General features: G+C 63.2%; 16 protein-coding genes. 7 read left to right on the top strand and 9 right to left on the bottom strand.

From position 1 onward, the window contains the following. Positions 1–293 precede the first annotated feature (293 nt). The 6 genes from lptC to ptsN all read left to right on the top strand — a co-directional run bounded on the left by lptC (position 294) and on the right by ptsN (position 5702). Positions 294–1007, top strand: a complete 714-nt coding sequence (lptC, locus tag LB569_RS24020) for an LPS export ABC transporter periplasmic protein LptC (RefSeq protein ID WP_224694350.1) — start codon at positions 294–296, stop codon at positions 1005–1007. Further along, complete coding sequence (locus LB569_RS24015; RefSeq protein WP_224542021.1) at positions 994–1602, top strand: LptA/OstA family protein; 609 nt, start codon at positions 994–996, stop codon at positions 1600–1602. The genes lptC and LB569_RS24015 overlap by 14 nt, the downstream gene beginning before the upstream one ends. Then, complete coding sequence (gene lptB / locus LB569_RS24010) at positions 1602–2420, top strand: LPS export ABC transporter ATP-binding protein (protein ID WP_140704177.1); 819 nt, start codon at positions 1602–1604, stop codon at positions 2418–2420. The genes LB569_RS24015 and lptB overlap by 1 nt, the downstream gene beginning before the upstream one ends. Before the next feature lie 283 nt (positions 2421–2703). Then, a complete protein-coding gene (rpoN, locus tag LB569_RS24005; RefSeq protein WP_224694349.1) occupies positions 2704–4233 on the top strand; it encodes an RNA polymerase factor sigma-54 in 1530 nt (509 codons plus the stop codon). 362 nt (positions 4234–4595) lie between these two features. Further along, the gene (gene hpf / locus LB569_RS24000; RefSeq protein WP_137932810.1) at positions 4596–5180 is read left to right on the top strand and encodes a ribosome hibernation-promoting factor, HPF/YfiA family; all 585 of its coding nucleotides are present in this window, start codon (positions 4596–4598) and stop codon (positions 5178–5180) included. 57 nt (positions 5181–5237) lie between these two features. Continuing rightward, positions 5238–5702, top strand: a complete 465-nt coding sequence (gene ptsN, locus LB569_RS23995; RefSeq protein WP_010911486.1) for a PTS IIA-like nitrogen regulatory protein PtsN — start codon at positions 5238–5240, stop codon at positions 5700–5702. A gap of 73 nt (positions 5703–5775) precedes the next feature. Here ptsN and LB569_RS23990 read toward each other — a convergent pair whose 3' ends face one another. Continuing rightward, complete coding sequence (locus tag LB569_RS23990; protein ID WP_137932812.1) at positions 5776–6033, bottom strand: DUF1150 family protein; 258 nt, start codon at positions 6031–6033, stop codon at positions 5776–5778. 64 nt (positions 6034–6097) lie between these two features. Next, positions 6098–6523 (bottom strand): Hsp20 family protein, encoded by a 426-nt coding sequence (locus LB569_RS23985; RefSeq protein ID WP_013893014.1) that lies wholly within the window; start codon positions 6521–6523, stop codon positions 6098–6100. 291 nt (positions 6524–6814) lie between these two features. On the opposite strand from LB569_RS23985, the gene LB569_RS23980 reads away from it, so the two are divergent. Then, on the top strand, positions 6815–7756 hold the full coding sequence (locus LB569_RS23980) for a nucleoside hydrolase (RefSeq protein ID WP_224694348.1): 942 nt from the start codon (positions 6815–6817) through the stop codon (positions 7754–7756). Between the two features lie 71 nt (positions 7757–7827). On the opposite strand, the gene LB569_RS23975 is transcribed toward LB569_RS23980, so the two are convergent. The 7 genes from LB569_RS23975 to LB569_RS23945 all read right to left on the bottom strand — a co-directional run bounded on the left by LB569_RS23975 (position 7828) and on the right by LB569_RS23945 (position 12724). Continuing rightward, positions 7828–8103, bottom strand: coding sequence for a hypothetical protein (locus LB569_RS23975; protein ID WP_224694347.1), 276 nt, complete (start codon positions 8101–8103; stop codon positions 7828–7830). A gap of 140 nt (positions 8104–8243) precedes the next feature. Beyond that, positions 8244–8858: a LysE family translocator gene (locus LB569_RS23970; protein ID WP_224694346.1), complete on the bottom strand. Its 615-nt coding sequence runs from the start codon at positions 8856–8858 to the stop codon at positions 8244–8246. Between the two features lie 91 nt (positions 8859–8949). After that, positions 8950–10395 carry an amidase gene (locus LB569_RS23965; protein ID WP_224694345.1) on the bottom strand — a complete coding sequence of 482 codons (1446 nt, stop codon included), beginning with the start codon at positions 10393–10395 and terminating at the stop codon, positions 8950–8952. Next, the gene (locus LB569_RS23960; protein WP_224694344.1) at positions 10392–11297 is read right to left on the bottom strand and encodes a ribokinase; all 906 of its coding nucleotides are present in this window, start codon (positions 11295–11297) and stop codon (positions 10392–10394) included. The genes LB569_RS23965 and LB569_RS23960 overlap by 4 nt, the downstream gene beginning before the upstream one ends. 86 nt (positions 11298–11383) lie before the next feature. Then, complete coding sequence (locus LB569_RS23955; RefSeq protein ID WP_224694343.1) at positions 11384–11866, bottom strand: hypothetical protein; 483 nt, start codon at positions 11864–11866, stop codon at positions 11384–11386. Beyond that, a complete protein-coding gene (locus LB569_RS23950) occupies positions 11841–12365 on the bottom strand; it encodes a hypothetical protein (protein WP_224694342.1) in 525 nt (174 codons plus the stop codon). Before LB569_RS23950 ends, LB569_RS23955 begins: the two co-directional genes overlap by 26 nt. Then, positions 12332–12724, bottom strand: coding sequence for a hypothetical protein (locus LB569_RS23945; RefSeq protein WP_140704194.1), 393 nt, complete (start codon positions 12722–12724; stop codon positions 12332–12334). Before LB569_RS23945 ends, LB569_RS23950 begins: the two co-directional genes overlap by 34 nt. Between the last annotated feature and the right edge of the window lies 1 nt (position 12725).

The following is a 12725-nucleotide window of genomic DNA, read 5'->3' as shown; positions in this document are numbered from 1 at the left end:
TCCGTCCCGCGCATGGCGCGGCAATCCGCGCGCGAGCGTTCCCATGCTGTCTATTTTGTTACTGGCCTGTACGAGGGACCCAAGGTAAGTGGGAAGAACTTCGGTGAGGAAAAATGACGCAAGGGCGTCGATTTCTGCTATGAAGCACTGGCTGTTGCGCTGACCCGGGTTTCGTTTGTGCAACGGCAGCTGTCACATTTTTGCGGTTTTCGTCGGCTTGTGCTTGCTTGAGGGCGCTGGCGTCCCACCTATAGGCGGTGCTCCCGGGGGCAGGGTTTTAGAAGAAAGCAGTCATGTTAGCGCGACCGAACGAACCGACCAGCCCGGAGACGGAGTTGGATCCCCCGGCGGATGGCTGGACGCGTGGCGAGGCCTTCGACCGCGCGCAGCGTCATTCGCGCCGCGTGCGCGTGCTCAAATTCGCGTTGCCCTTGGCCGCGGCGCTGATCGCCGTCGCCTTTCCCGTCTATTCCTATCTCGCCGCGCCCGCCTCCGTCGCGGTGCAGGCGGAAGGTACGGCCTTTTCCAATGGCAAGCTGGTGATGGCCAATCCCAAGCTCAACGGTTTCACCAAGCTGAAGCAGCCCTATTCGATGACGGCGCTGCGGGCCATACAGGATGTGAGCACGCAAGGCATCATCGAACTCGAGGGCATCGACGCCAAGGTGCCGATCGCTCCCGACAATGTCGCGGCCGTGAAAGCCTCGCGCGGCACCTACGACCGCGACGGCAATACGATGAAACTGAACAGCGACGTCACCATCACCACGACCGACGGGCTGCAAGCCAAGTTCAAATCGGTCTTCCTCGACATGGGCAAAGGCACTATGAAGACGGATGATCCGGTCGATGTCAGCCGTGGCGGGTCACAGATCACGGCGGCTTCGATGTCGGTCCAGGACAATGGCAAGATCCTGGTGTTCGAGAACAAAGTGCGTGTCAACATTGATCCCGCCGTTCTGAAGGCGGCTGAGGCAAAGGGCGAAGAAGCGAATGTGGCTCAATAGTTCGACACGGCTTGCGGCCGCAACTTCGGCGCTGTTCCTGCTCAGCCTGACGCCGTCGCTGGCGCAGTCCGGGGCGGCCAGCCAGGTGTCGGGTCTCAAACTGGCCGGCGACAAGCCGATCCAGATCGAAAGCGACAAGCTGGAAGTCCGCCAGGCCGACAGCGTCGCCATCTTCACGGGCAACGTCACCGTCGTCCAGGGGCCGACGCTGATGAAAGCCGGCAAGATGCTGGTCTACTACGTCAAGGATCCCAACGCGGGCGCCAAGGGCGCTGAAGCCGCCGGGGCGGCCGCCATGACCGGTTCGGCCAACATCGACCACCTGGAGATCTCCGACAAGGTCTACATCAAGTCGGACCAGCAGGTCGCCACCGGCGATCAGGGCAGTTTCGACATGAAGAGCCAGGTGCTGGTGCTGTCGGGCAAAAAGGTCGTCCTGTCGCAGAACGACAATGTCCTGGTCGGCTGCAAGCTCACCGTGCAGATGAAAAGCGGGCTGGCCCAGGTCGATCCATGCGCCGGACAGCGTGTCCAGATGTCGATCACACCACCGCCGAAATCGGATGCATCGAAATCGGGAGCGACGAACCCCTGATGGCCAGCCTGTCATCGCTGACGGCGCGTCTTCCGGGACGTGCCGCCGGCAAGGTTTCTGCGCCGGCCACGGTCACCGTCGATGCAGGGAAATTCAAGGGAACCCTGATCGCCAAGGGCCTGACCAAGAGCTACAAGGGCCGCAAGGTCGTCAGTGGCGTCACCATCGGCGTGCGCGCCGGCGAGGCCGTCGGTCTGCTCGGCCCCAACGGCGCAGGCAAGACGACCTGCTTCTACATGGTCACCGGCCTGGTGCCGGTGGATGAAGGCACGATCGAGATAGACGGCTTCGACGTCACCTCGATGCCGATGTACCGCCGCGCGCGCCTCGGCATCGGCTATCTGCCCCAGGAGGCTTCGATTTTCCGTGGCCTGAATGTCGAGCAGAACATCCGCGCCGTGCTCGAAGTGGTCGAAAAGGACCGCAAGGTCCGCGAGCGCAACCTCGACGAACTGCTCGAGGAGTTCCACATCAGCCATTTGCGCAAGGCGCCATCCATGTCGCTCTCCGGTGGCGAAAGGCGGCGCCTGGAAATCGCGCGCGCGCTGGCGACGCGTCCGGCCTACATGCTGCTCGACGAACCCTTCGCCGGTATCGATCCGATTGCCGTCGCCGATATCCAGCAATTGGTGCGTCACCTGACGGCGCGCGGCATCGGTGTCCTCATCACCGACCACAATGTGCGCGAGACGCTCGGCCTGATCGACCGGGCCTATATCATCCATGCCGGCCAGGTGCTGACCCATGGCCGCGCCGACGAAGTGGTGGCAAATCCCGACGTGCGGCGGCTTTATCTCGGCGAGGGCTTCACGCTCTGAGCGGTTCACGGCCTGAAACCGCGAACGGCTCCGTCTCTTTTTAGGGAATTCCGGTCGGAGTTTTCCCGCCGCCGGAATCGGCCTGAGCGTGAAATTTGTTTCCTGACACGATTTTTTGGGCGGTGCGGCCTGTTTTTCCGCGATTTTGCTCCGGGATAACGCTCCGGTAAGCGGGTTTTGCTAGGCTTTGCCTTGACAAGCAAAAGCCGGGCCAGTTTCTATGCCCGCCGTGAAATTCATTCCGGAAGTCCGGACGCGTTCAGGAGGCGTTTGAAACCTAGCCATGGCGTTGGCGGCGAAACTACAGCTCCGACAGTCGCAGTCGCTGGTGATGACGCCGCAGCTGATGCAGTCGATTCGACTGCTGCAATTCACCCATACGGAACTCGAGCACTTCATCGACGAGGAGATCGAGCGCAATCCCCTCCTGGAGCGCGCCGAGCCGCAGGACGATGCCGCGAGCGACCAGGCGCAAAAGCCCGAGGCGGAGCCACAAGCGGCCGCCGATGGCGGCGACTGGTTCGAGAGCGAGGCGGGATGGAGTGCCGAGGCAATCTCGGAAAAGCTCGACACATCGCTGGAAAATCTGTTTCCCGATGATCCAGGCACCAGCGAGCGGCTCGGGCCCGACCTGACGGCGCAATGGAAATCGGCTTCGGGCAATGGCGGCGGCTCCTCGTCCGAGGGGCTCGACGCCGGCGACATGGCGGCGAGCGCCATTACGCTGCGCGACCATGTCGGCGAGCAGGTCGCGCTCGCCTTCACCAATCCTGCCGCGCGGCTGATCGCCGGGGAACTCGCCGATGGCCTCGACGAAACCGGCTACATGCGCGCGGATACGGCGGAGATAGCCGCGCGCCTGGGCACCGACGCCGCCGCCGTGGGCAAGGTGCTGGCGGTGTGCCAGACGTTCGAGCCGTCCGGCCTGTTCGCCCGCGATCTTGCCGAATGTCTTTCGCTGCAGCTTGCCGTGCGCGACCGTCTCGATCCGGCGATGAAGGCGTTGGTCGCCAATCTGGAGCTGCTGGCACGGCGCGATTTCCAGGCGCTGAAGCGGCTCTGCGGCGTCGACGAGGAGGATCTGCTCGACATGCTGGCCGAAATCCGGGCGCTCGACCCGCGGCCTGGCATGGCGTTCTCGGGCGGTGCCAGCGACGCCATTGTCGCCGATGTCGAGGTTCGCGCGGCCAATGACGGCAGCTGGACCGTCGAACTCAATGCCGAAACGCTGCCGCGCGTGCTGGTCCACCATATCTATTTCGCCCAGGTGTCGCCGCAGGCGAAGAACCAGGCTGAAAAGGACTTCCTGGCCGAGTGCCTGCAGAACGCCAACTGGCTGACGCGCAGCCTGGACCAGCGGGCAAAGACGATCCTCAAAGTGGCCTCGGAAATCGTGCGCCAGCAGGACGCCTTCCTCGTCCATGGCGTACGCCAGCTGAAGCCGCTCAACCTGCGCACCGTGGCCGACGCCATCGGCATGCACGAATCGACCGTCAGCCGGGTCACCGCGAACAAATACATGCTCACCCCGCGCGGCGTGTTCGAACTGCGCTATTTCTTCACCGCCTCGATCGCCGCCTCGGGAGGCGGCGACGCGCATTCCTCCGAAGCGGTGCGCGACCGCATCAAGCAGATGATCGACGAGGAGAAGCCGGTCGACGTGCTGTCGGACGACGCCATCGTCGACATGCTGAAAGAAAGCGGCGTCGATATCGCCCGGCGCACGGTCGCCAAATACCGGGAAGGCATGAATATTCCCTCGTCGGTACAGCGCCGGCGCGAGAAACGGGCACTCGCCAGCGCCGGCCGCTAGCAATCCAGGGAAAGCGCATGGCGCTTTCCCTTGGGAAAAGCGCCAAGACAAAGAGATGGAGCGGTTCTGCGTTTCCGTGAAACGATGGACAGCTCGATACGGTTGCGATTTCCACAGCTTTCGAGTTTCATTGACAAGCTGCGGTGAAGTGGCTAGAAGCCCGCCCGCATGAGACGGGCTGTTGCCCGCTAGCGGATGGTCCGTCACGACAATGGCCTCGGGACGGTCAAGAAGGCGGCTTGTGATCAACCGGAAAGTTCGGATTTAAATCGGCGCGAGTGACGCCGCAAAGCTTGTGCGCACGGATCACGAGTATAAACTCGGGCCAGTTTGAAGCCTGAGCAAGGAAGGTCAGTTTTCAGATGAATCTGCGCATATCGGGAAAGCACATGGATATCGGCGATGCGTTCCGCACACGCATCAACGATCGTGTCGGTGAAGCGATCGGCAAATATTTCGATCGGGGCTTCGCGGGGCATGTCACCGTCATCAAATCGGGCTCGCGCTATCAGGCGGACTGCATGATCCGGCTGGATTCCGGCGCCTCGCTGCAGGCCACCGGCGATGCCCAGGATCCGACGCTCGCCTTCGAGGCCGCGGCCGATCGGCTGGAGACCCGGCTTCGGCGCTACAAGCGCCGTCTGAAATCCCACAATTCCGGCAATGGCAATGGCGAGTTGACCGACATCGCCTATACGGTGATGGCGCCGCTTGCCGATGACGACGAGGAAATCCCGGAGGATTTCGCGCCCGCCATCGTCGCCGAATCGACCATGACGCTGAAGACCATGTCGGTGGCCTCGGCCGTCATCGAACTCGACACCAAGGACAGCCCGGTGTTCGTTTTCCGCAATGCCGGAACCGACCATCTCAACATCGTCTATCGCCGGCCCGACGGAAATATCGGCTGGATCGACCCATCCACGACCAAAGTCGCACAGGGATAAAAGCCAGCCGCACGAGGGGTGGGGACTGGCGCGGCAGGCGAACAAGGATTTTCAAGCATGGATCTGAGCGATCTTATCAGCGTTCCGGCGATTTTGCCGGCGTTGAAGGCGAACTCGAAGAAGCAGCTTCTGCAATTGCTTTCCGAAAGGGCCGCGGCGATTTCAGGCATTCCGGAGCGGGAAGTGTTCGACACCATCCTGCAGCGCGAGCGCCTGGGCTCGACCGGCGTCGGCAATGGCATCGCCATCCCGCATGGCAAGCTTGCCGGCGTGAAGCGCATCGCCGGCGTTTTCGCGCGGCTGGAAACGCCGGTCGATTTCGAATCGCTGGATGACCAGCCGGTCGATCTGGTGTTTCTGCTGCTGGCGCCGGAAGGCGCGGGTGCCGATCACCTCAAGGCGCTGTCGCGCATCGCGCGCGTGCTGCGCGACGCCGACACGGTGGCTAAGATCAGGGGAACACGTGATGCCACGGCGATCCACGCGCTGTTGTCGGACACGCAGGCCTCGCACGCGGCCTGAAGCCATCTTTTTTAAGAGACCACTCCAAGGGCCGCTGTGAGCGGCCCTTCTCGTTTCAGCCTGCCAACCGCCTTTAATGAATGGCGACGGTGGTCAGGTCGTTTTCCATGGCGCCGGCCAGGGCACGGTCGCGCGCATCGGACAGCAGGATCGGCTGGCCGTTGGCGGCAAACAGGGCCCACAGTTCCATGCCGGGCGCAATTTCGCCGATGTTGGGGAAGCGGCCGAGCAGTTCGTCGCTCGAGACCTTGCGCAGATAGGCGACAGAGCCTTCGCCGAGATGGGCGAACTCGCCGCTGGTCATGGTGATGGTTTCGTCAGTTCTGGTCATTTCAAGCCTCCTTGGCGCGAGGACGCCGCTCAAGGCCATCCCGCATGAGAGCCATCGGTGAAGATCAGTCTTTCACCGATATATTTATTTTCCGTACCAGCCGTTCGGACTCCGGCCGATCGAGATCGATCGACAAAAGACCGTTCTTCAGTTCCGCCGCGATCACGCGCATGCCGTCGGCCAGCACGAAACAGCGCTGGAACTGGCGTGCGGCAATGCCGCGATGAAGGAATTCGCGCTCGGTGTCGTCGGTCTGGCGGCCGCGCACGACCAGTTGGTTTTCCTCCGTAGTCACATCGAGATCGCTTTCGGCGAAACCGGCGACGGCGAGTGTTATACGCAGCCTTTCGGCCTTGCCGTCGGCACCGCTGAGGCGCTCGATGTTGTAGGGAGGGTAGCTGTCGCCGGACTTCGCCAGGCGCTCCAGCGTCTTTTCCATGGCGTCGAAACCCAGGAGAAGCGGGCTGGAGAAAGGCGTCATTCGGCTCATGTTACACTGTCCTCTCAAGAGCGACATAAACTGGAAAAACCCAAATGGCATTTTTCCCGATGGTCTTGATATGGTCCGCCCCGCGACCAAGTTCAAGCCATCGGAAGACCCGCCCAAAAGACCCGGCCTTGGACTCACAGGAATAGCCAAAAAAGGATCAGGTCGTGGACTCACAGGAATAATCGACATGGCGCTTGAAACGGCGCTCGGATGCAAGGAGAAGCGCCAAGGTCGCCCTCCAGGCGTGCGACCGGCCCGGTGAGCTCGCGGCCAGCCAAACAAGGAATTGAAATGCCCCAATCCCGAAAGATCATCATCGACACGGATCCCGGCCAGGATGACGCCGTCGCCATTCTGCTGGCGCTCGGCAGTAGCGAACTGGACATCGTCGGCATTACCGCCGTTGCCGGCAACGTGCCGCTGAAACTGACCGAAAAGAACGCCCGCAAGATCTGCGAACTGGCCGGCCGGCCGGCCGTCAAGGTCTATGCCGGCGCCATCCGTCCGTTGGCGCGCGAACTGGTCACCGCCGAGGAAGTGCATGGCAAGACCGGCCTCAACGGGCCGGAATTGCCGGAGCCGACGATGAAGCTTCAGGACCAGTATGCGGTAGACTTCATCGTCGAGACGCTGATGCGAGAAGAGAGCGGCACGATTACGCTGTGCCCGCTCGGGCCGCTGACAAACATCGCGCTGGCGCTGATCCGCGAGCCGCGCATCGCGCCGCGCATCAAGGAAATCGTGCTGATGGGCGGCGGTTTCTTCGAAGGCGGCAACGTCACTCCGGCGGCCGAATTCAACATCTATGTCGATCCACAGGCCGCCGACCTGGTGTTCAAGTCCGGTATCCCGATCGTGATGATGCCGCTCGACGTCACCCACAAGGCGCTGACCACCACCAAGCGCATACAGGCTTTTCGCGCGCTGGGCACCAAGGTCGGCACCGCGACCGCCGAGATGCTGGAATTCTTCGAACGCTACGACGAGGGCAAATACGGCACAGACGGCGGGCCGCTGCACGACCCCTGCGTCATCGCCTATCTCTTGAAGCCGGAGCTGTTCAAGGGGCGCCACTGCAACGTCAGCGTGGAGACCGCCTCGGAACTGACCATGGGCATGACCGTGGTCGACTGGTGGGGCGTCACCAAGCGGGAAAAGAACGCCATGGTGATGCGCGACATCGACCATGATGGGTTTTTCGCGCTGCTGGTGGAGAGATTGGAGCGGCTTTAGAGCCCCATTCTCGGCGATTGAGTAGTCTGACCTGGTAGTTCATGGCGTGTCGGCACACGACGAACCGCCCCTCAATCGGCAAACCGGTAGAAGACGGAGCCATTGTCGCGGGTGACGCGCTCAATTTTGACACGGGAGCCAATCAGGCGGGGTCGATCGTCGTCAACGAAAACCAGAGCATTGTTCTCTAGGAACAATCCATATTGAGACGTGCTGGTCCTGTGCCAGTAAACGCCTTCGATCGTAGCGTCGATCGGGTCAATTGATCGAATCGGCGCTGCGTCATTCTCCCACTCACTCTGGGCCAATATGAACATTATCGCAAAAAAACCGGCGAAGAAGACCACGCTAGGCGCGTTCCTCTTCAAACCCTCATAAGCCGACGGTGGATGCATGATCCCTCAATGTCGATTCATGTGGTAGCTGGAAAGTAGACTTTCAATCAGCCGGCGACGCAGCTTTAACGCGGCGCCGGCCTCGGCTGCCGTTACTTGGACCTTGAAAACGCCAGCCACAGGCCGCCGCCGATCATGAAGCTGCCGCTGATCCTGGACAGTAGCTTGATGCGGCTGGCCGACAGCATGCGGCCGGCGCGGCCGGCGGCCAGTGCATAGGTCGAGTCCGACATGGCGGCGAAGATCATGGCGGTGAGGCCCATGATGACGATCTGCAGCGGGTAGTTGCCGACGGGAGAGATGAACTGTGGGAAAAAGGCGCCGAAGAAGATCAGCGTCTTTGGATTGCTCAGCGCCACGGCCAAGCCCTGCAGGAAGAAGCCGCCACGCGGTTTCCGGGCGGTGCCGTCGGCGTTCAGCGTGCCCTTGGCGCGGAACATCTGAACGCCCATCCAGATCAGGTAGGCGGCGCCGATCAGCCGCACCCATTCGAACCAATGTCCCATGCCCGAGATCAGCGTGTTGAGGCCGATGCCGACGATGGCGATCATGACGGCAAGGCCGGCTTGCGTGCCGGCGACATTGGCGAGACCGGCGCGGGAACCGTGACGGATGCTATTGGCGATGATCAAGGTGACCGTCGGCCCCGGCACCAGGATGATGACGATGCAGGCAAGAACATAGGCGGCGTAGAGTTCCAGCGACATGATTTTCCCTCGGGCGCGCCGTCGATGCGGCGGCTTCGGGCAATCAATGCATAGTGGTGAGGACGACGCAAGCTGGCGCGACGCGCTGGGTTCAAGCCCCTGCCGGCCAGGGCAGCGTCGCCTCGTAGGCGGCCGCGGCCTGCAACACGGCGAGGTCGCCGCGGGGGCGGCCGATGAGCTGCATGCCCATCGGCCGGCCGCTGTCGTCGAAGCCGACCGGGACGTTGACCGCCGGACAACCGCCCAAGGTGGCGAAGGCCGAAACCTGCATCCAGCGATGATAGCTATCCATTCCCCGCCCGGCGACCTCGCGCGGCCAATGGGTGCCGACATCGAAGGGGAAGACCTGCGCGGTCGGCAGCGCGATGAGGTCGAAGCGTTCGAAGATCGATAATAGCGTCCGGTGCCAGGAGGTGCGCACGACCGAGGCCGCGCGGATTTGCGGCGCCGTTAGCCGCATGGCGTTTTCCACTTCCCAGATGGCTTCCGGCTTCAGCAGGCCACGCCTGGCCGGATCGTCATAGTGCACTTTCAGCGCGCAGCCGCTGCTGGCCTGGCGCAAGGTCACGAAGGCCTGCCACAGCGCCTCGACATCGAAGTCCGGCAGCAAGGGCTCGGTCACGAAGGATGCATCCGCGAATCGTGCGAGCGCCGCCTCGCACAGGTCGAGGATGCCGGGCTCGACCGGCAGATGGCCGCCGAGATCGCCAAGCCAGGCGACGCGGCCGCCGGTGGTCGCCGTCGTGAGCCCGTCAAGGAAGGATCCCGGCTTCTCATAGGAGAGAGGCGCTTGCGGATGGTACCCGGCCTGCACGTCGAGCAACAGCGCCATGTCACGGACATTGCGGCCCATCGGCCCTTCGACGCCCATCTGCGCGTGGAAGACCTCGACGTCGGGACCGCCGGGCACCAGCCCCTGCGAGGGCCGAAAGCCGTAGACATTGTTCCAGGCCGCCGGGTTACGCAGCGAGCCGCCGAAATCGCTGCCATCGGCGACGGGCAGCATGTCCAGCGCCAGCGCCACCGCCGCCCCGCCGCTCGAGCCGCCAGCGGTGAGCGCCGGATCGAAAGCGTTCAGCGTCGGCCCGAAAACGGTGTTGTAGGTGTTGGAGCCAAGCCCGAATTCGGGAACGTTGGTCTTGCCGATGATGATGGCGCCGGCGTCGCGGATGCGTTCGACGAAGAAATCGTCTTCTTGCGGGACGAAATCGGCGAAGATGGGCGAGCCGAACGAGGTTCTGAGGCCCGTTGTGGAGGCAAGGTCCTTGATGGCGATGGGAAGGCCGAAGAGGGCGCCGGCTCCATCCGTGCGCCCGGCATCGGCGGCGCCGGCCTCGCGCAGGATGTCGGCGCGGTCGCGCAGCGAGACGATGGCGTTGACCAGCGGGTTGACCGCATCGATGCGATCGAGGAACGCCGTCACCACCTCGCGCACGGAGAGCTTTTTTCGGCGGATCGCGCCGGCGAGTTCTACAGCCGACAGGCGGCAGATATCGCTGGCCGCGGGCACGGCATGCTTCGTGCGGGGGCGCATCAACCGGCCTCTTGCAAGGCCTGGTCGACGTCTTTCGCCAGCGGGATCGCCGGCTGAGCGCCGGGCTTGAGGCAAGCGAGCGAGCCGGCGGCGCCGGCACGCGCAAGTGCCTGTTCGAGCGCGAGGCCCGCCGACAGGCCGGCGGCGAAATAGCCGCAGAAAGTGTCGCCGGCGCCGACCGTGTCGACCGGCGTGATCTTCAACGCGGGAACAGTCAGGAAATCGCTCGGCGTCGCCGCCATCACGCCTTCGCCGCCAAGCGTGACGACGATGGCGCGTCCGGTTTTCCCCGCAAAATCGCGCATGCGCGCCGCCCGGTCGCGGCCGCTAAGCGCCAGGGCCTCGCCATAGAGGTCGAACTCGGTTTCGTTGGCGACGACGTAATCAGCCTTGCCGAGGAAGCCGGACGCTTCGGCGTGGAACGGGGCCGTGTTGAGCACGGTGACCGCCCCGGCCGGCCTTGCCTGGTCGAGGGCCGCATCGACCGTGGCGAGCGGAATTTCATGCTGCAGCAGCACGACGTCGCCCTTCTTCAGAAAAGCCTTGGAGAGGTCGCCGGGCACTACGGAAGCGTTGGCGCCGGGCACCACGGCGATGATGTTTTCGCCGTCATCGCCGACCATGATCAGGGCCGTGCCTGTCGAGGCGAAGGTTTCTCCCACGCCCGACAGGTCGACCTTGGCCTCGCGCAGCAACGCCAGGGCTTCGGATGCGAAATTGTCCTTGCCGACGGCGCCGACCATGCGCACCGGAGCGCCGGCACGCGCGGCGGCCAGCGCCTGGTTGGCCCCCTTGCCGCCAGGCGCCGTCGAGAAACCAGAGCCGCTCACCGTTTCACCGGGGCTCGGCAAGCGCTCAACTTTGGCGATGAGGTCTAGGTTGATCGAGCCGACTACGATAATCAAGAAATGCCTCCTGCTGAATGCACGGAAGCTATCCTGCCAAGCGGTTCGATGCCAGACCACGCGAATGGTCCAGCACGATTACCGCCTCACTCGCAACGCACGGTGACCGTGCCCTGATAGCTGCCGGCGGGAAAGATACCGCTCGACTTGGTGGCCGTGAGATCGATCTGCATGGGGTGGGTGCCGTTGGCGACCCTTTGCGGCACGCTGCCGTTGTTGTCGACCCCCGAGCCATCGAGGCGGAAGACCGAGACGAAGGTCACGTTGGTGCCGCCGCCGCTCGGCGCGGACGAGAATGCGGCAGGCGCCGGCGCTGAAACCGAATAGCAGTCAAGCAAGTTGAGGATTGAGCACAGCAGGGAGCTTGCCACCACGGTGGCGCTGGCACTTGATCCGCCCGCCTGCTTGGAGCCCAGTATGCCGATGGCCGGATTCGTCGTCATCGTGCCCGATGCGCCGACCATGATGGTGCAGGTGCCGATGATCGCCGCATGCGCCGGAAAGCAGAAACCGGCAAGTACCGCCACCGCGAGCTGCGCGTGGTTATTTCTTCTTCTTTTTCTTGCCATCGCCATTTCCGGTCCTGATGCTCCAGCCTTCGTTGGCCCATCCGGGCGACGCGGCCGTGGGCGCGGCAGCGGGAGCGCTGGTGGTCACGCTCGCCGTCGGACCGTCGGCACCGAGGCCCATCTTGAGGAGCTTCAGCTCCAGTTGCAGGCGCTCGACCTCGAGCTCGTAGAGGCGGCTGCAATCGACGCGCTTCGGCGTCCGCCCGATCGGGATCACCACGCGGCCATATGTGGCGACGTCATTGTTGGACTGGTTGTTGCCTCTGATGATACCGAGGTCGAAATAGGCGCCGGTGCCCGATACGGCGGAGCGGCAGGTGGTGCCGTCCGATGCGTGGACCTCGTCCTGCCCCTGGGGCAACGTCACGCCAGGCAGGTTGAAGCCGCTCTCGTTCTGATTGAGATTGTAGACATCCTCGGCCAGAGCCGGCGAAATCCCCACCATGATTGCCGCAAACGCGGCTGTCAGGACTTGCGGTGCCCAAAAAACTTTCCGCATATTTGTGCCCTTATCTGCGTCTGTTGATTGGGAAAGGGGATGCTCTCGGTACAGATACGCACTTTACGCTCGGCGGCGCCGCCGAAGGGCACGACCACAAGGACTGGGCGGGAAGCCTGCGACCCCAGTTGGAAGACACTCGGAGAGATCTTGGCGTCCACCGGCTGAAAATCCTGATCGTAGACGTGGATCTCAACCTTGATCTTCTGGTCGTATGGATTGGCGGGAAAAACGCGGACCGCGAAGACGTCCGTGAAACTGTTGACCTCGCCGCGCATCGGCGACATCGACTGGGCCTTGGCGGCAATGGTCGGCAGGCCGACAGCCAGGGCCGTCGCCAGGATTCGGGCATATTTCAAG

It is taken from the genome of Mesorhizobium sp. BH1-1-4, from assembly GCF_020165665.1.
Taxonomy (GTDB): domain Bacteria; phylum Pseudomonadota; class Alphaproteobacteria; order Rhizobiales; family Rhizobiaceae; genus Mesorhizobium.
This window is presented reverse-complemented; position numbering and strand designations above follow the sequence as displayed.